Here is a 20,998-nt window from a genome sequence, read left to right on the forward strand (position 1 = left end):
AGTATCCTGTTCGGCACTTACAAGCCGGTAACCCAGAGCATTCCCCAGGCGATGAAGGCGGCCACGGCGGCGGTCCAGAGGACGAACACCGCAATGCGCACCGGACCGCGCGGCACATAGTCCATGAAGACGTCCCGGAGCCCCACGTAGGCATGGACGGCCACCGTTACCACGAACAGCATCAGGGCCACCTTCAGGCCAGGATTGGCCAGCCAGCTCCGCCACTGCTGGTAGCTTTCCGGCGGAGCCACCCCCAGCCAGACCAGGCCCACCACCAGAAAGCCGGCCAGGTAGACGGCGGTGACCCGCTGCCACCACCAGGCCCCCAGCCCGGTCCGGGAAGCCCCCAGATCACGGAACATGAGCGCCCCCCGGGTAGGCCCAGAAGAGAATCAGGGCGCCCACCACGGCCAAGCCCGCAAGAACCAGACTCCCCCAGGCGGTGCGCCGGGCGGCGGGAAGCGCGAGACCGATTCCGGCGTCCATGAGCAGAATCCGGACCCCCGCAAGGAGGTGGTGGGTAACGGCACCGAGCACCAGGGCGAGGACCAGCTCCACCCAGCCGTTTTCGAGCCAGGCGGCGGTCTGCCGGAAATGGGCGGCGGAGCGGGCGCTGTAGGCCATCAAGAACAGGGACGCGGGGATGGCCAGGATGAGGAGGATGCCCGTGATCCGGTGGAGGATGGACGCCCACGCCCCCACCGGGAAGCGGATCCGGAGGAGATCGAGAAAGATCGGGCGACGGAAGGGATCGGTGGGCTTCATTGCCATGGCGTCAGTATAGAAGGACTCGCGCGCAGGGAACAATTGGGCCAAGGCGCGTTTGGAACGGCAATGCCCCATGCGGCATAATCCCGAGCGGGATATTCGGATACGCGGCCGAGGAAGGAGCTCATGGACGCTCAATGGCGCACCACCCTGGAAGCCCGGGGAGCCCGTTTGGAAGGAGACCGGATCCGGGACTTCGGAGACCCTGGAACAGAGCTGGCGGCGGTGGAGGCCGGCGATCCGGTGGTCACCGATCTTACCGGGCGCGGCCTGCTGACGGCCACCGGGACCGAGGTGCTGTCCTTCCTGCAAGGCCAGCTCACCAACGACGTGCATCCCGCAGAGCACGGCAGCCCGGTTCTGGCTGCCCACCTGAGCCCCAAGGGCCGGGTTCTGGCGGGTATGCTTGTCTTCGCCTTTGAGGACGGCTACGCCCTGGAGTTCCCCAACGACTTGTTCGACACGCTGGCCAAGCGCCTGCGCATGTTCGTGCTGCGCGCCGATGTCCGTCTGGACGATGCGCGGGAGGAGTGGGTCCGGCTGGGCTTTTCCGGAAATGGCGCGGAACGGGCCGCCGCCGCTGCGGTTGGTGCGGACCAACCGGCCGCCGACCGAGTAACCCGGGCGGACCGGGGCACCCTGGCTCCCCTGCCCGGCCCCGGGCCCGCCTTCCTTGCCCTGGTGGCCGCGCAGCAGGCCCCGGCGGCGCTGGATGCCGCCCGCGAGCTCGCCCGGCCCGTGGGCCAGCCCGCCTGGGAGCTCGCCCGTATCCGCGCCGGCGTGCCCGATCTGGGTGCGACGGTCTCCGAGTCCTTCATCCCGCAGGAGGCCAATCTGGAGCCGCTGGGCGGCATCAGCTACACCAAGGGGTGTTATACCGGCCAGGAGGTGGTGGCGCGCACCAAGCACCTGGGCCGCCTCAAGCGCCGTCTGTACCGGATCGCCTCGCCGGGTCCGCTGAAAGCGGGGCAGGCCGTCCACGCCGCGGGGCAGGACCAGACCCAGGGTCGGATCGTCCAGGCGGCGCCGCGCTCCGATGGTGGCTGGGAGGCACTGGCGGTGCTGCGCATCGAGGCCGCCGAAGGCGAAGCGCCGCTGCGCGGGGAAGGGGCGGAGACGGACCTGGAGCTGCTGGACCTGCCCTATTCGGTTACGGAGACGGCCGGATGAGCCGCCCTGCCTGGGGCTATTTCATCTATTACCGGCTGGACCCGGCCGCCGCTTCATCCATCCCCTGGGATTCCCTGTTCGCGGAGGTGGCGGAGCGCACAGGCGTCGAGGGTCGCCTCTACGGGCCGGCGCCCGACGGCCGGACCTGGATGGAGGTCTACGAGCCGGTCGCGGAGCCGCGCAGGGAGGAATTCGAAGCGGTTCTGGCTGAGGCGGTGCGGCTTTCGGGGCTGACGGACTGGCTCGCCGCGGGGGAGCGCCGCCATGTGGAGCGCTTCCCGAGGGCGGACCGGGCGGGCTAGGATCCCGATCAGGGCCCGGCGGCCCGTTCAGCCTCCGCCGTCTTCCTCCGTGGAGGCCCCGTTCCGCGGCCGGACGATGCGGATAAAGATCTCCCCTTCCCGGATCATGCCAAGGTCCTCGCGGGCCCGCTCGGCGATGGCCGCCCCCTCCCGGCGAAGATCCTCCACCTCCGCTCGTAGCTGCCGGTTGCGGGCCTCGAAACGCTCCACGGTTTCCTTCAGGTCCCGGAGGGCCGCCCGGCGCTCCCAGATGTCCCGCAAATTGCGCTCGCCCAGCCACAAGCTGTACTGCAGACCCAACAGGAGCACCGCCAGCACCACGACCCCGATCCGCATGGGTACACCTCTCTCGGGCGTAGCCCGGGCTCAGCCGGAGCCGGACCGGCGGGGCACCATTACCCGGGCCAGTATCAGGCCCACCAGCATGGCCACGGTACCTTCCGTACCGCCCAGATAGGCCACCAGGCCGGCCATCAGCACCACCACGGCGAGACGCCAGCTCAGGCCCAGCAACAGGGCGCCCCGTCCCTCCCCCTCGCCGGTCATGCGTCCGGCGAACAGGCGCAGGGCCCGGAAATACAGGATCCCCACAAGCACACCGGCCACCCCGCCCACCGCCACGGCGCCCGCCGTTCCCAGCACCATCGGCGGTTTACCCGCGCCGATCGGGAAGGGCCGCCGACCCCAGGAACTGGGCCTGCGGTCCCAGGTCCTCCTCGATCAGCAGGAGCCGGTTGTACTTGGCCACCCGGTCGCTGCGGGAGGCCGAGCCGGTCTTGATCTGTCCGCAGTTGGTGGCCACGGCGATGTCGGCGATGGTGGTGTCCTCGGTCTCACCGCTGCGGTGCGAGACCACCGCCGTGTAGCCCGCCCGCTTGGCCAGGTCGATGGCCTCCAGCGTCTCGGAGAGGGTCCCGATCTGGTTCACCTTGATGAGGATGGAGTTGCCCACCCCGCGCTGGATGCCCTGGGCCAGAATGGCGGTGTTGGTGACGAACAGATCGTCGCCCACCAGCTGCAGGGAGCCGCCGAGGCGATCGGTAAGGGCCCCCCAGCCGTCCCAGTCGTTCTCGTCCATGCCGTCCTCGATGGAGGCGATGGGGAAGTTCCTGGCCAGGTCCTCGAGGAATTCCAGCATCTCGTGCGACGAGAGGGTCTTCGCCTCGCCGGCCAGGGCATAGCCTGCGTCACCGTGGAACTCGGAGGCGGCCACGTCCATGGCCAGGAAGACCTCCTCGCCCGCCTTGTAGCCGGCCTTGTCGATGGCGAGCATAAGGGTCTCGAAGGCCGCGCGGTTGGAGGGCAGCGAGGGGGCGAAGCCGCCCTCGTCGCCTACCGCGGTGACGCGCCCCTCGTCGGCCAGGAGCTTCTTCAGATGGTGGAAGATCTCCACGCCGCAGCGCAGGGCGTCGGAGAAGCGGTCGAAGCCCGCGGGCATGAGCATGCACTCCTGGAAGTCCAGGCCGTTATCCGCGTGCGCGCCGCCGTTGATGACGTTCATCATGGGCACCGGAAGGATGCTCGCACCGGCCCCACCCAGGTAACGGTATAGCGGCAGGCCGCTCTCCGCAGCCGCAGCCTTGGCGGTGGCCAGGGAGACGCCGAGAATGGCGTTGGCCCCGAGGCGGCCTTTGTTCTCCGTGCCGTCGGTGTCGATCATGGCACGGTCGATGGCGCGCTGCTCGCCGCCCTCCAGGCCCAGAACCGCCTCGCGCAGTTCCGTCTCGATATTGGCCACCGCCTGACGGACGCCCTTGCCGAGGAAGCGGTCTCCCCCGTCGCGCAGCTCAACGGCCTCGCGCTCGCCGGTGGAGGCGCCGCTCGGCACCGCGGCGACACCCACCGCGCCGCTCTCCAGGCGGACCTCGGCCTCCACGGTGGGGTTGCCCCGGGAATCCAGGATCTCGCGACCACGAACCTCAACAATGGCACTCACGGGCTTCTACTCCGGGTTGATTGGTAAAAGAAACGACGACGAAACGAAGAAGCCAAGGCGCCAAGAAGCCGAGGGCGGCATAAGGCCGAAACACTATAGGGCCGCATTCCAGGAGGCCCCAGGCCATTCTACCGGTAGCGACCTGGCCGGCCCTGCAAAGGCCATCCGGATCTTTCTGTTTTGTCTTCTCGGCACCTTGGCTTCTTGGCGTATTCTTATTTTCTGGGCTCGGACTCAGGGACTCGGCACCGACCGCGCCGCGTTGTGGATCGCAAGCAGGCGCTTAAGCAGCCCCTCCATCCGGTCCAGGGGCCACATGTTCGGACCATCGCTGGGCGCGGAATCGGGGTCCTCGTGGGTCTCCATGAACAGGCCATCCACCCCCGCACCGGCGGCCGCGGACGCCAGCACCGGGACGAACTCCCGCTGTCCGCCGGATGCGCCCCCCTGTCCACCGGGAAGCTGGACGGAATGGGTGGCGTCGAACACCACCGGCGCGCCCGTCTCCCGCATCACCGCCAGGGAGCGCATGTCCGAGACCAGATTATTGTAGCCGAAGCTCGCCCCGCGCTCGCAGACCATGATGCTGTCGTTGCCCGCCTCCCGGGCCTTGTCCACCACGTTGCCCATGTCCCACGGGGCCAGGAACTGCCCCTTCTTGATGTTCACCGGCTTGCCGGTGGCCGCCACCGCTTGGATGAAATCCGTCTGCCGGCACAGGAACGCGGGGGTCTGCAGGACATCCACCACCTCCGCCACCGGACCGGCCTGGTCCGGGGTGTGGACATCGGTGAGCACCGGAACCCCCACCTCCTGGCGTATCGCCGCCAGGATCTCCAGGCCCTCGTCCATGCCCACGCCGCGGAAGGACTTCGTGGAGCTGCGGTTCGCCTTGTCGAAGCTGGACTTGTAGATGAGCGGGATGCCCAGCCCTTCGCAGATGTCGCGCAGCCGCGCGGCGGTCTCCAGGGCGTGGCCGCGTCCCTCGATGGCGCAGGGACCGGCGATCAGGAAAAAGGGCTGGTCGCCGCCGATGGGAAAACCACAGAGGTTCTTCATGCAGACTCCTCCGTACGCTTCCGGTGGGCGAGCGCCGCACCCAGGAAGGCCGTGAACAGTGGGTGACCCTCCATGGGCCGTGATGTGAACTCGGGGTGGAACTGGCAGGCCACGAACCAGGGGTGGTCCGGCACCTCCACCACCTCCTTGAGGGTCCCGTCCACGGTGCTCCCCGTGAATTGCAGGCCGGCATCGTGGAGCAGATGGTAGTACTGGTTGTTGAACTCGTACCGGTGGCGGTGGCGCTCCACGATCTCCTCCTCCCCGTAGGCGGCGCGCACCGAAGAGCCCTCCTCCAGGATGCAGGGGTACTCGCCGAGGCGCATGGTGCCGCCTAGGTCACTCTCCGCCTCGCGGGTGATGAGATGCCCTTCCTCGGTCATCCACTCCGTCAGCAGGGCGATGACCGGGTGGGCCACCTCCTGGTTGAACTCGGTGCTGCCCGCGCCTTCCAGCCCAGCCGCGTTGCGGGCGAACTCCACCACCGCCAGCTGCATGCCCAGGCAGATCCCCAAATAGGGCACCTGCCGGGTCCGGGCATGGGAGATGGCGGCGATCTTGCCCTCGCTACCCCGCTCGCCGAAGCCGCCGGGCACCAGCACGGCGTGCACGCCATCCAGATGGGCCGCCGCGCCGTCGCGCTCGATGGCCTCGGCATCCACATAGCGGACCTTGACCCGCGCACGGTGCTGAATGCCGGCGTGCGTCAGGGCCTCGTTGAGGGACTTGTAGGACTCGGTGAGCTCCACGTACTTGCCCACCATGGCCACCTCGGCCTCTGCATCCGGCCGCTCCAGGGCGTCCACGATCCGCTCCCAGGGAGCCAGATTGGGCGGCCCCGCCTCGACACCGAGCTTGTCGAGGACGATGCTGTCCAGCTCCTGGCCATGGTAGACCAGCGGCACCTTGTAGATGGTGTCCACGTCCAGGGCGGTGATCACGGCCCGCTCCGGCACGTTGCAGAACAGCCCCATCTTGCGGCGCTGGTCGGCGGGGATCTCGCGATCCGCCCGGCACAGCAGCACATCCGGCTGGATACCGATCTCGCGCAGCTCCTTCACGGAATGCTGGGTGGGCTTGGTCTTCATCTCGCCGGCCGACGGGATGAAGGGGACCAGCGTGAGGTGGATGTACAGGCAGTTCCCGGGGCCCAGCTCCACGCCCAGCTGGCGGATCGCCTCCATGAAGGGCAGCGATTCGATATCGCCCACCGTGCCCCCGATCTCGATCAGGGCCACATCCGCGCCGTCGCCCACCGCGAGGATGCAGTCCTTGATCTCGTCGGTGATATGGGGGATCACCTGCACGGTCCCGCCCAGGTAGTCACCCCGGCGCTCCTTCTTGATCACCGAATCGTAGATCTGCCCCGTCGTGAAATTGTTACGGGCGGACATGCGGGTATGGGAAAAGCGCTCGTAATGCCCCAGGTCCAGATCGGTCTCGGCGCCGTCGGCGGTCACGAACACCTCACCGTGCTGAAAGGGGCTCATGGTGCCCGGATCCACGTTTATGTAGGGATCCAGCTTCTGGAAGGTCACCTTCAGCCCCCGGGCCTCCAGCAGGGCACCGAGCGAGGCGGATGCGATCCCCTTGCCCAGGGAGGAAACCACCCCGCCGGTGATGAAGATGAATTTGGTGTGGCGGCCTTCTGCCTGTGGACCCATGCTTTCGCTCATTCGCCTTTCCGTTCCTCGCTCGTGCCGCTCTGCGGGGCACCTGTCCCCGATTCCGCGGAGACCGCCCTCAGCCAGGGCCCGTTTTGCCAATAAAGCGTAATGTGCCAAGCGGGACACCCCGGCCGGACGGCTCCCGCTTCCGTGGTGGCCACGCCGGCCACCGCAAGAGTGCGCCCGGCCTCGTCCGTCAACAAGGGCACCCGGTCGCGGATCGCCACCGGCACACCGGCCGCCCGCAACAGCTCCCGCAGGGGACGATCCGGGCCGCCCCCGGCAGGCCGTACCCGTTCCCCGGGCCACGGGGCTCGGAGCCCCACCACGGAGCCCGCCGCGCCAGCGTCCAGCATCAGGCCCCGCTCCGGATCCGGTAGCGGGCCTTCGGCACAGCCCAGCTCCGCCTGGAGGGTGAGGCCCAGCGGCTCCCAGAACAATGGACCCGCCGCAAGCTCCCAGGCCCCGGGCGCAGCCCCGCCGCGGGGCGCAGCCCCGAGCAGCAGGCGGCTCCCGGCACGGTAGGCGGAGCCCCCGGACCAGACCACGGTGCCGCTGCCCTTTTCTGGGGCGGCCAGATCACGCACTTGCTCCAGTATGGCCCGCTCCGGCAAGGGCAGATCCGCCTCGCGAAGGGCCGCCCGCAGTACGTGACGGCCCAAGTGGGGCTCCAGGACGCGGAGCGCTTCCGCATCCAGGAGCCCGGGAGCCGCGGCGTCCGGACGCACCTCCGCCAGGTGGCCACCAACGGCGTCCTCCAGGACCGCCCGGGCGTCCTGCAAGAGATCCGCGGAGCGGGCCACTGATTCCGCCACCCCCTGCCCCATGGCTTCACGCAGGCAGGGGAGAAGCTGGTGGCGGGTACGCGCCCGGGCCAGTCGCGGGTCGCGATTGGTGGGGTCGGCCACGGCCGGGAGGCTGCAGGCCGCCACGAACCCGTGGAGCTCGGCCCGGGTGAACGGTAGCAATGGTCGGGCCAGCCAGCCCACACCGAACGCCCGCTTGCGCTCGATACCCGACAGACCATCCAGGCCGGCGCCGCGGGCGAGGAACATCAGCACCGTCTCGGCCTGGTCATCGGCCTGATGGGCGGTCAGGAGCCAGTCTCCGGAGGCGAGCACCGAGGCCAGTAGGGCATAGCGCCCCGTCCGTGCAGCGGCCTCCGGGCTTTGCCCGGACGGAACCTCGCCGGTCCAGCGCAGCGGCTCCAGGGGGACGCCCAGGCGCGCGCAAGTCTCGGCGCAGGTACGCGCCCAGGAATCAGCCTCCGGATTCATGCCGTGATGGACATGCGCCGCCCGGAGGTCGTAACCGCGCACAGGCCCCAGGGCGGCCAGCCCGGCCAGAAGCGCGGTGGAATCCACTCCGCCGCTGAAGGCGATCCACAACCGGCTGCCGTCCGGAACGGCCAGATCCCGGCGCAAGTGGGAATCCAGGCGGGCCAGGAAGCGGTCCCGCAGGGGATGCTTGGGCAGCATGGCGACCCCCGCTCGAGGCGGTAGTGTCCCGGCGCGGCGGGCTCCCCGAAAGGACAGAGAACGAAGTCGCGGTACGCGGCGGCAACCACCGCTGCGACCGAAGCCCGGCGATGCCCCGAAGGCGGGAGTCCGCGCGTCCGCCTCAGGCTTCCTCGTCGAAGGACCCGGCGGACATCAGCCGCCGGTACCGCTCCTCCAGCAGCTCATCCACCGGGCGGGCCAGGAGCCGTTCCGCGTGCCCGGCCAGCACGGTACGCAGCCGCTGCGCCATGCCCTCGGGGTCCCGATGCGCCCCTCCGAGGGGCTCATCGATCACCTCGTCGATCAGGCCGGAGCGGTGTACGCGCTCGGCGGTGATGCCCATGGCCTCGGCGGATTCCTCCGCCCGGCCGCTGTCCTTCCAGAGAATGGAGGCACAGCCTTCGGGGCTGATGACCGAATAGGTGGAATACTGGAGCATGAGCACCTGATCGCCCACGCCGATCCCCAGCGCCCCGCCGCTTCCGCCCTCGCCGATGACGGTGGCAATGATGGGCGTGCGCAGGCGTGCCATCTCGCGCAGGTTGCGGGCGATGGCCTCGCTCTGGCCCCGCTCCTCCGCGCCCACGCCGGGGTAGGCCCCCGGGGTGTCGATGAAGGTCAGCACGGGCAGGCGGAACTTCTCGGCCAGCTTCATCAGGCGCAGGGCCTTGCGGTACCCCTCCGGACGCGGCATGCCGAAGTTGCGCCGGATCTTCTCCTTGGTGTCCCGACCCTTCTGGTGGCCGATAATCATGACCGAGCGTCCGTCCAGGCGGGCAATGCCCCCGATGATCGCCGGATCGTCGCCGAAGGCCCGGTCGCCGTGGAGCTCGCGGAACCCCTCGAACATCCGGCTCAGATAGTCCTGGGTGTAGGGACGAAGGGGATGGCGGGCCACCTGGGACACCTGCCAGGGCGTCAGACTGCCGTAGATCTTCTCGGTCTGACGACGGTTCTTCCGCTCCAGACGCTCGATTTCCTCACCGATGTTCAGGTCGGGCTCATCGGTGACATAGCGCAGCTCTTCGATCTTGGCCTCCAGCTCGGCGATCGGCTGCTCGAAATCGAGAAAACGATTATTCATACCCTGACGCCCTCGGTTGCTACCCTTTACGGGTCCGTTCGCGGACCCTCCCCCTTTGCCGCGCGGGACGGTCACATAAACCGCAAGATTATAACCGTCCTAGGATTCCCGATGAAAGCGGAGCTGCATACCCGCCCCCCCTACAAGCGGGGTCAGGGACTGCAGCAGGGCCGGCTCGGGGCGCACCGGATCGGGCATGCGCAGCCGCACCAGGGCCCGGCCCGGGATCCGGTAATCGATGGTCACCGGGCAGTTCCCGGGGTAATCGGCAAGCAGCATGCCCAGGCGCTGCACCTCATCGGGCCCCAGCGCCGTTCCGGAGAGCTCCAGCTCCAGCTGCCGGGCCCGCTCGATCCGTGCCTCCTCCAGGGTCATGACACGTTCGGCGGTAACCTTGTAGCCCCCCGTCTGCTCGTCCGGGGCGGCGCGTCCCTCCACCACCGCCAGGGGCTCGTCGCCGCGCAGCCAGTCCCGCACGGCGCCGTAGGCCTCGGCGAACACCACCACCTCCGCCCGTCCGGAGGGGTCCTCCAGGTTCACGAAGGCCATCCGCTCGCCGCGCCGGTTATTGATCTCCTTGAGGCTGGCCACGAGCCCCGCGATCACCACGTTGTCCCCCTCCGCCGGGGCGATGTCGCGGATGCGTCCCGGGGTAAGCTCGCCAAGCTCCTCCATGCGGTCGTCCAGGGGATGGCCGGAGAGGTACAGGCCGAGCGTGCTTTTCTCGCCCCGCAGCCGCACCGCGCTGGGCAGCTCCTCCACCTCCGGGTAGACGCCGACGGTGACGGGCTCCGCATCGCCGAACAGGCTGTCCTGGCCAACGGCCATGTCCTGCTGGACCCGGACCCCTTCCTCGAAGGCGTCGTCCAGCACCTCCAGCAGGGCCGCCCGGCTGGGCGCCAGACAGTCCATGGCCCCCGCGCGGATCAGGGCCTCGGCCACCCGCTTGTTGGCCTTGCGCAGATCGACCCGGCTCGCCAGCTCGAACAGGTCGCTGAAGGACCCGTTAGCAGCGCGCTCGGCGAGAATGGCCTCCAGGGCGGCTTCCCCGGCGCCCTTGATGGCGCCCAGACCGTAACGCACATAGCCCCGGGCCCGCCCCTCGCCCTCCGGATCGTGCAGGGACGGGTCCTCCACGGTGAACTCCAGATCCGAGGCGTTGATATCGGGCGGCAGCACCTCGATGTCCATCTGCCGGCAGTCGCCGATGAAGTTCACCACCTTGTCGGTGTTGTTCATGTCCGAGGACAGCACTGCGGCCATGAGCTCGGCGGGATAATGGGCCTTCAGGAAGGCGGTGCGGTAGGAGAGCAGCGCGTAGGCGGCCGAGTGCGACTTGTTGAAGCCGTAGCCGGCGAACTTCTCCATCAGGTCGAAGATGTAGGTAGCCTTGGCGTCGTCGATGCTGTTCTCGCGGGCCCCGGCCAGGAAGATCTCGCGCTGCTTGGCCATCTCCTCGGGCTTCTTCTTGCCCATGGCCCGGCGCAGCAGGTCGGCCGCGCCCAGGCTGTAGTTGCCGAGCACCTGGGCGATCTGCATCACCTGCTCCTGGTACAGGATGACGCCGTAGGTCTCCTTGAGGATCGGCTCCAGCTGCGGCAGCGGATAGTCCCAGTCGCGGTCGCGGCCGTGGCGGCGCTCCACGTAGTCGTCCACCATGCCGGACTCCAGCGGGCCCGGGCGATAGAGCGCCACCAGGGCGATGAGGTCCTCGAAGCGGTCCGGCTGCAGGCGCTGGATGAGCTCCTTCATCCCCGAGGACTCCAGCTGAAACACCGCGGTGGTGTCGCAGCGCTGCAGGAGCCGGAAGGTATCCCCGTCGTCCATGGGGATTTCGTCCATGTCCAGCGGAGCCTCGCCGTGGTTGGCGCGGGTCCGGTTGGCCAGGCTCACCGCCTTGTCGATCACCGTCAGGGTGCGCAGGCCCAGGAAGTCGAACTTCACCAGCCCGGCTTCCTCGACGTCGTCCTTATCGAACTGGGAGGTGACGGTTTCGCCGTCGGCTTCCTTGAACAGCGGCACGAAGTCGGTGAGCGTCGAGGGCGAGATCAGGACGCCGCCGGCATGAGTGCCGGCGTTGCGCGCCAGACCCTCCAGCTTGCAGCCGAGGTTGATGAGGGTGGCCACGTCCTCCTCGTTGTCGTAACGCTCGCGCAGGTCCTCCTCCTGCTCCAGCGCCTTGTTGAGCGTCATGCCCAGATCCCCGGGCACCAGCTTGGCAATCTTGTCCACGTAGCCGTAGGGATGGCCCAGCACCCGGCCCACGTCGCGCACCACCGCCTTCGCCTTCATGGCGCCGTAGGTGATGATCTGCGCCACCTTGTCGCGACCGTACTTCTCCGCCACGTAATCGATGACCCGGTCGCGCTTCTCCATGCAGAAGTCCACGTCGAAGTCCGGCATGGAGACCCGCTCCGGGTTCAGGAAGCGCTCGAACAGCAGCCCGTAGCGGATGGGGTCGATGTCGGTGATCTTGAGGGCGAAGGCCACCAGCGAGCCGGCACCGGAGCCCCGCCCGGGCCCCACCGGCACGTCGTTGTCCTTGGCCCATTGGATGAAGTCGGCCACGATCAGGAAGTAGGCGGGGAAGCCCATCTGGTCGATGATGCCGATCTCGCGCTCCAGGCGGCGCCAGTACTCGTCGCGGACTTCCTCGTGCCGCTCCTCCGGGATCCGCGCGAGGATCTGCGGGAAGCGCTCCTTCAGGCCGTCGCGCGCCGCCTCGGGGAAGTACGCCTCAATGCTGCTGCCGTCCGGCGGCTGATAGTCGGGCAGGTACGGAGTGCCGAAGGAGAGCTCCACGTTGCAGCGTGCGGCGATATGGCCGGCGTTGGCCACTGCCTCCGGCACGTCCTCGAACAGGGCGATCATCTCGTCGCCGGTGCGCAGGTGATTCTGCTCGGTATGGCGTCGGGCGTCCTCGCCGCGGCGCTCCAGGGTGGTGCCCTCGGCGATGGCCACCCGCACCTCGTGGGCCTCCATCTCGTCGGTCTCGGCGAAATGTACGTTGTTGGTGGCCACCACCGGGAGATCGAGCCGGTGGGCGATCTCCATGCTCCCCTGGTTCACCGCCTCCTGGCCGGTCCGTCCCGTGCGCTGCAGCTCCAGGTAGAAGCCGGCGGGAAACAGCTCCGCGTAGTAGGCGGCCGCTGCCTCGGCGGCCTCCATGTTGCCGCGCGCCAGCCAGTAGCCCACCTCCCCTTCCAGGTTGGCGGACAGGGCGATGATGCCCTGTCCGTACTCCCGGAGCCACTGGTGGGAGACCCTCGGCTGGCCGCGCTCCTGCCCTTCCAGGTAGCCCTTGGAGGAGAGCTGCACCAGGTTGTCGTAACCGGTGCGGTCGCGGGCGAGCAGGACCAGGTGGGACAGGGGGGATTTGCCCTCGCCCTCCACCCACACCTCGGAGCCGATGATGGGCTTGATGCCGGCCGCCAGGGCCTTGTTGTAGAACTTCACCAGGGCGAACAGGTTGCCGTGGTCGGTGAGGGCCACGGCGGGCATGCCCATGTCCTTGACGCGCTTGATGAGCTCCGGCACCCGCAGGGTGCCGTCCACCAGGGAGAATTCCGAATGGACATGGAGATGGACGAAGGGAGGCGTGGTCATGGGCACCTGCTACCCGGATTCGGCGTTGAAGGAAAGAAAGGCGCGGATGGCCGCCGGGCCGGTCCTGCCCGCTTCGCCCCACTACTTTAAACCAACAGGCCGACGACGACGACCGGGGCGGCTGCTTGCGGACCGCCGAGAGGGCAAGGGAATCAGGAGGTTTTGAAGGAGCGCCGATGGATGGGCGAAGGGCCCAGCCGCGCCAGGGCCGCCCGGTGGTCGGCGGTCCCGTAGCCCTTGTGGGACGCGAAGCCGTACCCCGGGTACCGGGTGTCGTATGCCGCCATCCAGCGGTCCCGGGTCACCTTGGCCAGAATGGAGGCGGCGGAAATGGCCTGGTCGCTGAGATCCCCGCCGACGATGCACTCGGCGTCGGGAAGACCCGACGGGCGGGAGCTGCCGTCGATCCGCACGTGGGCTCCGGGAAGGCCGACGGCGGACACGGCCCGCTCCATGGCCCGATGGGTGGCCTGCAGGACGTTCACCGCATCGATCTCGTCCGGCTCCGCCCAGCCCAGACCCGCGGCGGCCGCCCCCGCCAGCAGGGCCCCGTGCAGGGCTTCGCGCCGTTTCTGGGACAACTTCTTGGAGTCCGTCAGTCCGGCCACCGTGTTGGGGGTGGGCAACGCCACCGCGGCGGCCACCACAGGACCGGCCAGGGGCCCCCTGCCCGCCTCGTCGACGCCGACCACGGGACGGAATTCCCCGGCCGTCCCGCGCGGGCGCACCAGCACGCTGCAGCACGCACCGTCCGCCTCCTCCAGAGCGAGGCCGAGCTGTGTCGGAGGCTCGGTGCCGGCCACTTTCAGGCCTCCCTCCGCACGTAGCGGAGCACCACCTCGGCGGCCCCCGCCGAGGGGTTCTCGCCCAGGGTGGCCCGGACGCCGGCCAGATCCGCCCGTGCCCGCTCCCGCGCCTGCGGGTCGGCCAGATATCTTCCCAGCTCCTCCGCGAGCCGTTCGGGCTCGGCGTCCTCCTGGATGAGCTCGGGCGCCACCTCCCGGCCCGCCACGAGATTGACCATGCCGATATGGGGCACCTGCACTAGGCGCCGGGCCAGCCAGAAGGTGATCGGGGACAGCTTGTAGAGCACCACCAGCGGTGTCCCCACCACCGCGGTTTCCAGGGTGGCCGTGCCCGAGGTCACCGCCGCGCAATCGGCCGCCGCGGTGGCGGACAGACTATCCTCCACGCGGTGGAAATTGGGCGGCGCATACTCGGTCAAAAGCTCGTCGAGCACCTCGCCCACGGCGGGCCCGGCCACCGGGAGCACGAAATGCGCGTCCGGGTGAAGATCCGCGAGCAGCTCGGCGGTCCGGAGCAGCACCGGCCCCATGCGCAGCACCTCGGACCGCCGGCTTCCCGGAAGCAGGGCCACCACCGGCGCATTCGCCGGCAGGCCGAGGGCAGCCCGCGCCTGCTCCCGGTCCGGAACGGCCGGGATGCGCTCGATCAGGGGGTTGCCCACGTAGGTGACTGGCACTCCCGCCTGTTCGTAGACCTCGGTCTCGAAGGGGAAGATGACCATCATGTGGTCGACGATCCGGCCAATCTTGTGCACCCGGCCGCGTCGCCACGCCCATACCTGGGGACTCACGTAATAGACCACCGGCACGCCGAACTTCTGGGCAACCTTGGCCAGGCGCAGGTTGAAGTCGGGCGCGTCCACGCACACCAACAGGTCGGGCGAAGCCTCGCGGAGCCGGGACTTGAGCCCCTTGAACACCCGTCGGATATCGCCGAAATGGCGCAGCACCTCGGTAAGGCCCACGACTGCAAGCTGATCCGAGGGGAACAGCGCCCGGCAGCCAGCGGCCTCCATGGCCGGGCCGGCCACGCCCTCGAAGCGAACCTCGGGCTCCCGGGCCCTCATTTCGCGGATAAGCCCGGCGGCGATGCGGTCGCCGGAAGCCTCCCCGGCGACCACCATTACCCGGCGTGGGCCTCCAACCGACGCACCTGCTGCGTCGGACCGCTCGGCCAGGGAGGCGGTGGGTCCGCTCACGACCGGGCGGTCTCCGCTACCACGGTGGAGATCCGCTCCACGTCCTCCTTGCTCAGCTCGGGGAACATGGGCAGGGCCAGCACCCGCTCCGCCAGACGGTCGGCCACGGGACAGGCATCACCGCCCGCCGCGTCGGCGAAGGCGGGCTGGCGGTGGAGCGGCACGGCATAGTAGACGGCCGAGGCGATCTCCGCGGCTTGGAGGGCCTCCCGGATCTCCTCGCGGTTCTCCGCCTGGAGCACGAACTGGTGGTAGACGTGCGCCCCCTCCTCTACCTCGGCGGGTAGCGTCACCGCGGCGCTAGCCAGATTACGCCGATAGGCCATGGCCACCCGCCGGCGGCCCTCGTTGTAGGCGCGGATGCGCTTGAGCTTGGCCCGCAGCACCACCGCCTGCAGCTCGTCGAGGCGGCTGTTGAAGCCCAGCTCGTCATGGAAGTAGGGCCGGCTGGAGCCGTGATTGCGCAGCCGAAGCAGGTGGTCGGCCACGTCCTCCTCATTGGTGGTGATGAGGCCGCCGTCTCCCGCGCCGCCCAGGTTCTTGCTGGGGAAGAAGCTGAAGGCGCCGGCCAGCCCCCAGGCTCCCGTGGTGCGGCCCTGCCGTGCGGCGCCGAAGCTCTGGGCGCAGTCCTCGATGACGGCCAGGCCGTGCTTCGCCGCGACGGCGTCCAGCGCCTCCATGTCCACCGGCTGGCCGAACAGGTGCACCGGCAGCAGGGCGCGCGTCCGCTTGCTCACCGCCGCGGCCACCGCCTCCGGGTCGAGGTTGTAGCTGTGGGGATCCACATCGGCGAACACGGGGCGGGCGCCCGTGTAGAGGATGGCCTCCGCGGTGGCGGCGAAGGTGAAAGGGCTCGTGATCACCTCGTCTCCCGGTCCCACGCCGGCGGCCCGCAGGGCCAAGTGCAGGGCGTCCGTCCCGGAGGCCACCCCCACCGCCCGCTGCACGCCCAGGAATTCGGCCGCCTCGCTCTCGAAGGCCTTGCCCCGGGGCCCCATGATGAACTGGCCCGTCTCCAGGACCTCGCGCACCTCCGGCTCCACCTCCTCCATGAGGGAAGCCATCTGCTGCTTCAGGTCCACCATGGGGATGCTCAAAACGATTCCTCCTCGAGGTCGGCTGGAATGCCGTAGCGCTGAAAGTGATCGTCGATGGCGGTGCGCACCCGCAGGCCCAGGTCCAGCGCGGCGCGGCCCTCGATGCCGGAAACGCCGTCGGAAATCCTCCCCCGGCAGGCAGCCAGGAACATGGCCACCTCCTCGGCGAGCAGATCCCGGGCCTCCAGGGCCTCCTGCGTGCCCCGGGCCCCGGGCACCGGGCCCTCGGCGGCGCCATCGTCCAGCTCGTACACGCCCATGGCGCTGTCCACGAAATCCACGGAGACATAGCGATGCGGCTGGAACATGCGCACCTCCCGGACCTGTTTGCGGGCCACCCGGGAGGCGGTGACGTTGGCCACCGCCCCGTTGGCGAAGGCGATGCGCGCATTCGCCATGTCCACCTTTTCGGTGACCACGGGAATGCCGATGGCGCGCACCTCCGCCACGGGCGCCTGCACCCAGTTCAGGATCAGGTCCAGATCGTGGACCATGAGGTCCAGGATCACGTCGATGTCCAGCGAGCGCGGCTGGAAGGTATTGAGCCGACTGGCCTCCAGATAGCGGGGCGGCTGGCGGTCCCAACCGTGCTCCGCGATCCGCCGCACGCCCGGGTGAAAGCGCAGCAGGTGTCCCACCTGCAGCACCCGCCCGGAACGGTCCGCGGCCTCGAGGAGGGCATCCGCTTCCTCGAGGGTGGCGGCCAGGGGCTTCTCCATGAGCACGTGCACCCCGGCCTCCAGGGCCGCCACCCCCAGCTCCCGGTGCACCTCGGTGGGGGCGGCCACGGTGACCGCATCCACCTCCGCAAGCAGGGCGTTCAGATCCCCGTAGGACCGGCACCCAATCTCGCCGGCAACGTCGGCGGCCCGATCGGAGTCGGGATCGAAGACGCCCACCAGCTCGGCGCCGGCGTGGGCGGCGTATTTCTGGGCGTGATAGCGGCCCAGGCTGCCCACTCCCACCACCCCGGCTCTCAACGACTCACTCATGATGGAATGCGGCTCCCTTCCTGGCCGCGGGCGGCATCCGCCTGCGGCGCTTCCAGTACAATGCTGATGCCCGCCGCTTCGGCGGCCGCCACCATTTCCGAACGATCCAGAACCAGCGTCAGGCCCGCCTCCAGGGCCAGGCAGGTGGCTCCCGCCCGCGCCATGATCTCGATGGTGTCCACGCCCACCGTGGGCACGTCGAAGCGCACGTCCTGGCCGGGCTTGGCCACCTTCACCACGGTGACGCCGCCCCCGCCCAGCTCGGCCCCCCGGCGGATGGCGGCATCGGTGCCCTCGATGGCCTCCACAGCCATGACGGAGCGCTCCTTGATCACAACGCTCTGGCCGATGTCGAGGCCGGCGATGTTCTTGGCCAATCCCCAGCCGAAGGCGATGTCCCCCCGCTCGGTTTTGCTCGGCTCACGGCGGGTCAGGGTCCCCGGTCCGGGCAGCAGCACGCCGGCGTGCTCGATGGAGGAAACCAAGCGTATACCGGCCCGATCCAGCTCGTCGGCCACCGCACCGAGGAGGGTGTCGTCCTTGAAGTCGGGAGCGCGGGCCATGAGCTTGACGGCACGCAGGTCGGGGCGGAGCTTGTAGATACGGGTCTTGTGCACCTTGCCCGCCATGACCGCTTCTTCCACGCCCGCCTTGCGGAAGGCCTCGATGAGCTTGCCGAGCTGGCCCAGGCGCAGCCACACCAGCTCATCCACGTGCTCGCCTATGGCGGGGTCGCTCTCCTCGCGGATGGCCGCGCAGAAGACCCGGTATCCCTGGGTGCGGAGGTTGTCGGCGTAGAGGAGCGGGAAGCGTCCGTACCCGGCGATAAGGCCAATCACACCGGGGTGGTGCGCAGAGGTCACCGCACCACCCCGCGCTCGGACTTGCGCAGAAAGGTCATCACCTGCTGCACCTCGGGGATCTCGGCGTCGCTGCTGGCCTCCACCTCGGCCAGCGCCTCCTCCCGGGGCCGGCGCCGATGGAACAGCGCCTTGAAGGCCCGTTTCAGGCCATCGATGGTCTCCTTGGGGAACCCGGCCCGGTCCAGGCCCACGGTATTAGGGCCGTACAGGCGGGCGCGATTGCCGGCCACCGAGGCGAATGGCGGCACGTCCATGGAGACCGCCGATGCCCCGCCGACAAAGGCGTAGGGACCGATGTCGCAGAACTGGTGCACAGCGGTCATGCCGCCGATGATGGCGCGCTCCCCGACGGTGACGTGCCCGGCGAGCGTCACCGCGTTGGAAAGCACCACGTTGTCTCCTACCTGGCAGTCATGGGCCACGTGCACGTAGGCCATCACAAGTACGTGCTCGCCCACCCGGGTCACGCCGCCACCTTCCTCGGTGCCCACGTGGAGGGTGGCCGATTCGCGGATGATGGTGCCCTCCCCCACCTCCAGATGGGTCTCCCCCCCGGCGAATTTCTTGTCCTGCGGCGGGGCGCCCACCGAGGCGAACTGGAAAATCTGGACGCCAGGACCGATCCGCGTGTGGCCCTGTATGACCACGTGGGGACCCACCCAGGCACCCGATTCGAGGGATACGTTCGGTCCGATTACCGAGAAGGGACCGACTTCCACATCCGGAGCCAAATCCGCTGCGGGGTCCACCCATGCCGTTTCGTGAATCATGGTTTCAGTCCGCCGTGATGGTGGCCATTAGCTGGGCGTCCGCCACGCGCTCACCGTCGACGTAAGCGGCGGCATCGAACTGCCAGACCTTTCCCCGGTGCTTGGTCACGGAGACTTCCATGTGCAGTTGGTCCCCGGGGACGACCGGTTTCCGAAAACGGGCCTTGTCGATTCCCATGAAATAGACGTGCTTATCCTGGGTCGCCTCGGGCTCGGATTTGCAGGCCAGCAGCCCACCCACCTGAACCAGCGCCTCCACGATGAGCACCCCCGGCATTATGGGAAAATCGGGGAAGTGTCCCTCGAAGAACGGCTCGTTGAAGGTCACGTTCTTTATGGCCGTCATCCGGGTTCCGGGCTCCCAGTCCAGGATCCGGTCCACCAGCAGGAAGGGGTATCGATGAGGCAGGTGCCTTAGGATCCCCTCGATCCCCATATCGTCCGATTTCGCCTCCACTTTAGGTATCTCCTCCTTCAGGGTTTCCCTTCACCGCTCGCTCCAATGCCTGGAGGCGCTCCCGCAGGCCCCGGAGCTGGCGCAGTCCGGCCAGGCTCCGGCGCCATTCCCCATGGGGCTGGTGGGGAAATCCGGAATATACTCCGGGCTCCCGGATCTCGCTGATCACGCCGGCCTTGGCGGTAAGCGTGGTTCCGGGCGGGATGTGCAGATGGCCGGCCACGCCCGTTTGCCCGGCCAGGGTGCAGTGCTCGCCGATCTCCGTACTGCCGGAAATGCCCGCCTGTCCGGACAGGATGCAGTGGGCACCTATACGGCAATTGTGGCCGATCTGCACCAGGTTATCGATCTTGGTGCCGCGGCCGACGCGGGTTTCCTCCAGCGCCGCCCGGTCCACGCTGCTGTTGGCCCCGATCTCCACATCGTCCTCGATCACCACCCGGCCCACTTGAGGGATCTTGCGGTAGGCACCATCCTCCGGGGCGAGACCGAAGCCGTCGGCCCCAAGCACCACCCCCGAATGCAGGCGGACCCGCTTGCCCAGCTCCGTGCCGGAATAAAGGGTCACATTGGGGCCCACACGGCTTTCCGCGCCCACCACGCAATCGGCGCCCACCACGCTGCCGGCCTCAATCCAGGCACCCGCCTCGATGCGGGTGCCCGCACCCACCACCACGTTGGCCTCCAGTCGTGCGTCCTCGGCCACTTCCGCATCGGTGCCCAGGACCACGGAATGGTGGATTCCCGGCTCCGGACGGGGTTCGGGGAACAAGCACTCCAGGGCCCGGGCCCAGGCGGCATAGGGGTTTTCGGCCACCAGGGCGGTTGCCGGGGATGCCTCCGCCACCTGGGGCGCGACAATCACCACTCCGGCGGCGGTTTCCAGTAGCTGCTGCCGGTACCGGGGATTGGCCAGGAAGGAGAGGTCCTCGGGGCCCGCCTTGTCCAGGGGTGCCGCTCCGGAGACCGGTCGCTCCCGGTCGCCGCGGAGGGACAGTCCCAGCTGCTCGGCCAGACCGCCGGCCGTGTGGGCTTGCGGTGCTCGGGGCATTATTCGCCGCCCTTGGCGTTGAGCTGCTCCAGGACCCGCTGGGTCAGATCCACCCGGTTCGCCACGTACATGGCCGCCGGACCGGTAAGGATCAGATCGTACCCCTGATTCTCCCCGATTCGGTTGATGATCTGGGAAACGCGATCGTACAGGTCCTGGAGGACTTGGTTCTTCTGGGCGTCGATGTCTTCCTGGGCCGCCTGCTGGGCGCGCCGCAGCTCCCGCATGGCCTGCTGGAGCTCACGCTGCTTCTGCTTGCGCTGCTCCTCGCTCATGAGGCTGGACTGCTGCTTTAGCTGCTTCCGGAGCTCCTGGATCTTCTGCTGCTTTTCCTTCAGCTCCGCTTGGCGGTCCTGGACCCTGGTCTCCAGATCCTGGCGTGCCGCCTGGGCCTTGCTGGAGTTCTCCACCACCTGCCGAACGTCCACATAACCAATCTTGTACTCGGCCGCCGCAGCGGCACCCGGCCCGAGGCCGACGGCAGCAATCAGAAGGAATACCGCACCCAGAAAACGTCCCATATCTAGCTCCTTCTCGTATCGAGCCCGGCAAGCCCTCGGGCCAGCGTATTTCCATGCGTCTTCCGCCGCGGGAGGCGCCGTCCGCCCTTCGCCACGGACCCGGCGCGCCGGGCCTGCGGCGCAGCCGGTCGGTGGCACGCGCTCCGGCACG

21 protein-coding genes are annotated in these 20,998 nt (G+C 68.8%); 2 read left to right on the top strand and 19 right to left on the bottom strand.

Annotated features, from left to right (window positions below):
* Positions 1–17: 17 nt before the first annotated feature.
* Both sdhD and sdhC read right to left on the bottom strand, forming a co-directional pair.
* A complete protein-coding gene (gene sdhD, locus ACERLL_RS12980; RefSeq protein WP_373656515.1) occupies positions 18–362 on the bottom strand; it encodes a succinate dehydrogenase, hydrophobic membrane anchor protein in 345 nt (114 codons plus the stop codon).
* Positions 352–816 carry a succinate dehydrogenase, cytochrome b556 subunit gene (gene sdhC, locus ACERLL_RS12985; RefSeq protein ID WP_373656516.1) on the bottom strand — a complete coding sequence of 155 codons (465 nt, stop codon included), beginning with the start codon at positions 814–816 and terminating at the stop codon, positions 352–354. The genes sdhD and sdhC overlap by 11 nt, the downstream gene beginning before the upstream one ends.
* A 78-nt stretch (positions 817–894) precedes the next feature.
* Here sdhC and ygfZ point away from each other — a divergent pair, with 78 nt between their 5' ends.
* Positions 895–1,938: a CAF17-like 4Fe-4S cluster assembly/insertion protein YgfZ gene (ygfZ, locus tag ACERLL_RS12990; protein ID WP_373656517.1), complete on the top strand. Its 1,044-nt coding sequence runs from the start codon at positions 895–897 to the stop codon at positions 1,936–1,938.
* Positions 1,935–2,240 (top strand): DUF4936 family protein, encoded by a 306-nt coding sequence (locus ACERLL_RS12995; protein ID WP_373656518.1) that lies wholly within the window; start codon positions 1,935–1,937, stop codon positions 2,238–2,240. Before ygfZ ends, ACERLL_RS12995 begins: the two co-directional genes overlap by 4 nt.
* Before the next feature lie 27 nt (positions 2,241–2,267).
* On the opposite strand, the gene ACERLL_RS13000 is transcribed toward ACERLL_RS12995, so the two are convergent.
* The 17 genes from ACERLL_RS13000 to ACERLL_RS13080 form a co-directional block, all read right to left on the bottom strand.
* Positions 2,268–2,576: an FtsB family cell division protein gene (locus ACERLL_RS13000; RefSeq protein ID WP_373656519.1), complete on the bottom strand. Its 309-nt coding sequence runs from the start codon at positions 2,574–2,576 to the stop codon at positions 2,268–2,270.
* Positions 2,577–2,606: 30 nt separating this feature from the next.
* Entirely contained in the window at positions 2,607–2,885 is a 279-nt protein-coding gene (locus tag ACERLL_RS13005) for a hypothetical protein (RefSeq protein WP_373656520.1), read from the bottom strand.
* Between the two features lie 7 nt (positions 2,886–2,892).
* Positions 2,893–4,176, bottom strand: coding sequence for a phosphopyruvate hydratase (gene eno / locus ACERLL_RS13010; RefSeq protein WP_373656521.1), 1,284 nt, complete (start codon positions 4,174–4,176; stop codon positions 2,893–2,895).
* 234 nt (positions 4,177–4,410) lie between these two features.
* The gene (gene kdsA / locus ACERLL_RS13015) at positions 4,411–5,235 is read right to left on the bottom strand and encodes a 3-deoxy-8-phosphooctulonate synthase (protein WP_373656522.1); all 825 of its coding nucleotides are present in this window, start codon (positions 5,233–5,235) and stop codon (positions 4,411–4,413) included.
* On the bottom strand, positions 5,232–6,911 hold the full coding sequence (locus tag ACERLL_RS13020) for a CTP synthase (protein ID WP_373656523.1): 1,680 nt from the start codon (positions 6,909–6,911) through the stop codon (positions 5,232–5,234). Before ACERLL_RS13020 ends, kdsA begins: the two co-directional genes overlap by 4 nt.
* On the bottom strand, positions 6,908–8,380 hold the full coding sequence (gene tilS / locus ACERLL_RS13025) for a tRNA lysidine(34) synthetase TilS (RefSeq protein WP_373656524.1): 1,473 nt from the start codon (positions 8,378–8,380) through the stop codon (positions 6,908–6,910). The genes ACERLL_RS13020 and tilS overlap by 4 nt, the downstream gene beginning before the upstream one ends.
* 142 nt (positions 8,381–8,522) lie before the next feature.
* Entirely contained in the window at positions 8,523–9,485 is a 963-nt protein-coding gene (locus ACERLL_RS13030) for an acetyl-CoA carboxylase carboxyltransferase subunit alpha (protein WP_373656525.1), read from the bottom strand.
* Between the two features lie 99 nt (positions 9,486–9,584).
* Positions 9,585–13,091, bottom strand: coding sequence for a DNA polymerase III subunit alpha (dnaE, locus tag ACERLL_RS13035; RefSeq protein WP_373656526.1), 3,507 nt, complete (start codon positions 13,089–13,091; stop codon positions 9,585–9,587).
* Between the two features lie 152 nt (positions 13,092–13,243).
* Positions 13,244–13,819 carry a ribonuclease HII gene (locus tag ACERLL_RS13040; RefSeq protein WP_373656588.1) on the bottom strand — a complete coding sequence of 192 codons (576 nt, stop codon included), beginning with the start codon at positions 13,817–13,819 and terminating at the stop codon, positions 13,244–13,246.
* Positions 13,820–13,896: 77 nt separating this feature from the next.
* A complete protein-coding gene (lpxB, locus tag ACERLL_RS13045) occupies positions 13,897–15,096 on the bottom strand; it encodes a lipid-A-disaccharide synthase (protein WP_373656527.1) in 1,200 nt (399 codons plus the stop codon).
* Positions 15,093–16,181 (bottom strand): DegT/DnrJ/EryC1/StrS family aminotransferase, encoded by a 1,089-nt coding sequence (locus ACERLL_RS13050; protein WP_373656589.1) that lies wholly within the window; start codon positions 16,179–16,181, stop codon positions 15,093–15,095. Before ACERLL_RS13050 ends, lpxB begins: the two co-directional genes overlap by 4 nt.
* Before the next feature lie 8 nt (positions 16,182–16,189).
* A complete protein-coding gene (locus tag ACERLL_RS13055; RefSeq protein WP_373656528.1) occupies positions 16,190–17,185 on the bottom strand; it encodes a Gfo/Idh/MocA family protein in 996 nt (331 codons plus the stop codon).
* On the bottom strand, positions 17,182–18,048 hold the full coding sequence (locus ACERLL_RS13060; RefSeq protein ID WP_373656529.1) for an LpxI family protein: 867 nt from the start codon (positions 18,046–18,048) through the stop codon (positions 17,182–17,184). Before ACERLL_RS13060 ends, ACERLL_RS13055 begins: the two co-directional genes overlap by 4 nt.
* On the bottom strand, positions 18,045–18,818 hold the full coding sequence (gene lpxA / locus ACERLL_RS13065; protein ID WP_373656530.1) for an acyl-ACP--UDP-N-acetylglucosamine O-acyltransferase: 774 nt from the start codon (positions 18,816–18,818) through the stop codon (positions 18,045–18,047). The genes ACERLL_RS13060 and lpxA overlap by 4 nt, the downstream gene beginning before the upstream one ends.
* A 4-nt stretch (positions 18,819–18,822) precedes the next feature.
* Positions 18,823–19,254, bottom strand: coding sequence for a 3-hydroxyacyl-ACP dehydratase FabZ (fabZ, locus tag ACERLL_RS13070; protein ID WP_373656590.1), 432 nt, complete (start codon positions 19,252–19,254; stop codon positions 18,823–18,825).
* Between the two features lie 22 nt (positions 19,255–19,276).
* The gene (gene lpxD / locus ACERLL_RS13075; protein ID WP_373656531.1) at positions 19,277–20,326 is read right to left on the bottom strand and encodes a UDP-3-O-(3-hydroxymyristoyl)glucosamine N-acyltransferase; all 1,050 of its coding nucleotides are present in this window, start codon (positions 20,324–20,326) and stop codon (positions 19,277–19,279) included.
* Positions 20,326–20,847 carry an OmpH/Skp family outer membrane protein gene (locus tag ACERLL_RS13080; protein WP_373656532.1) on the bottom strand — a complete coding sequence of 174 codons (522 nt, stop codon included), beginning with the start codon at positions 20,845–20,847 and terminating at the stop codon, positions 20,326–20,328. The genes lpxD and ACERLL_RS13080 overlap by 1 nt, the downstream gene beginning before the upstream one ends.
* Positions 20,848–20,998: the final 151 nt, after the last annotated feature.

Source organism: Thiohalorhabdus sp. Cl-TMA, from assembly GCF_041821045.1.
In the GTDB taxonomy this organism is placed as follows: Bacteria; Pseudomonadota; Gammaproteobacteria; order Thiohalorhabdales; family Thiohalorhabdaceae; genus Thiohalorhabdus; species Thiohalorhabdus methylotropha.

Bases quoted from the DNA above. Each gene is read 5' to 3' on its own strand.
- sdhD (WP_373656515.1), bottom strand. From the start codon at position 362: ATGTTCCGTGATCTGGGGGCTTCCCGGACCGGGCTGGGGGCCTGGTGG.
- ygfZ (WP_373656517.1), top strand. From the start codon at position 895: ATGGACGCTCAATGGCGCACCACCCTGGAAGCCCGGGGAGCCCGTTTG.
- ACERLL_RS12995 (WP_373656518.1), top strand. From the start codon at position 1,935: ATGAGCCGCCCTGCCTGGGGCTATTTCATCTATTACCGGCTGGACCCG.
- ACERLL_RS13000 (WP_373656519.1), bottom strand. From the start codon at position 2,576: ATGCGGATCGGGGTCGTGGTGCTGGCGGTGCTCCTGTTGGGTCTGCAG.
- ACERLL_RS13005 (WP_373656520.1), bottom strand. From the start codon at position 2,885: ATGGTGCTGGGAACGGCGGGCGCCGTGGCGGTGGGCGGGGTGGCCGGT.
- kdsA (WP_373656522.1), bottom strand. From the start codon at position 5,235: ATGAAGAACCTCTGTGGTTTTCCCATCGGCGGCGACCAGCCCTTTTTC.
- ACERLL_RS13020 (WP_373656523.1), bottom strand. From the start codon at position 6,911: ATGAGCGAAAGCATGGGTCCACAGGCAGAAGGCCGCCACACCAAATTC.
- tilS (WP_373656524.1), bottom strand. From the start codon at position 8,380: ATGCTGCCCAAGCATCCCCTGCGGGACCGCTTCCTGGCCCGCCTGGAT.
- ACERLL_RS13030 (WP_373656525.1), bottom strand. From the start codon at position 9,485: ATGAATAATCGTTTTCTCGATTTCGAGCAGCCGATCGCCGAGCTGGAG.
- dnaE (WP_373656526.1), bottom strand. From the start codon at position 13,091: ATGACCACGCCTCCCTTCGTCCATCTCCATGTCCATTCGGAATTCTCC.
- ACERLL_RS13050 (WP_373656589.1), bottom strand. From the start codon at position 16,181: ATGGTGGACCTGAAGCAGCAGATGGCTTCCCTCATGGAGGAGGTGGAG.
- ACERLL_RS13055 (WP_373656528.1), bottom strand. From the start codon at position 17,185: ATGAGTGAGTCGTTGAGAGCCGGGGTGGTGGGAGTGGGCAGCCTGGGC.
- lpxA (WP_373656530.1), bottom strand. From the start codon at position 18,818: ATGATTCACGAAACGGCATGGGTGGACCCCGCAGCGGATTTGGCTCCG.
- fabZ (WP_373656590.1), bottom strand. From the start codon at position 19,254: ATGGGGATCGAGGGGATCCTAAGGCACCTGCCTCATCGATACCCCTTC.
- lpxD (WP_373656531.1), bottom strand. From the start codon at position 20,326: ATGCCCCGAGCACCGCAAGCCCACACGGCCGGCGGTCTGGCCGAGCAG.
- ACERLL_RS13080 (WP_373656532.1), bottom strand. From the start codon at position 20,847: ATGGGACGTTTTCTGGGTGCGGTATTCCTTCTGATTGCTGCCGTCGGC.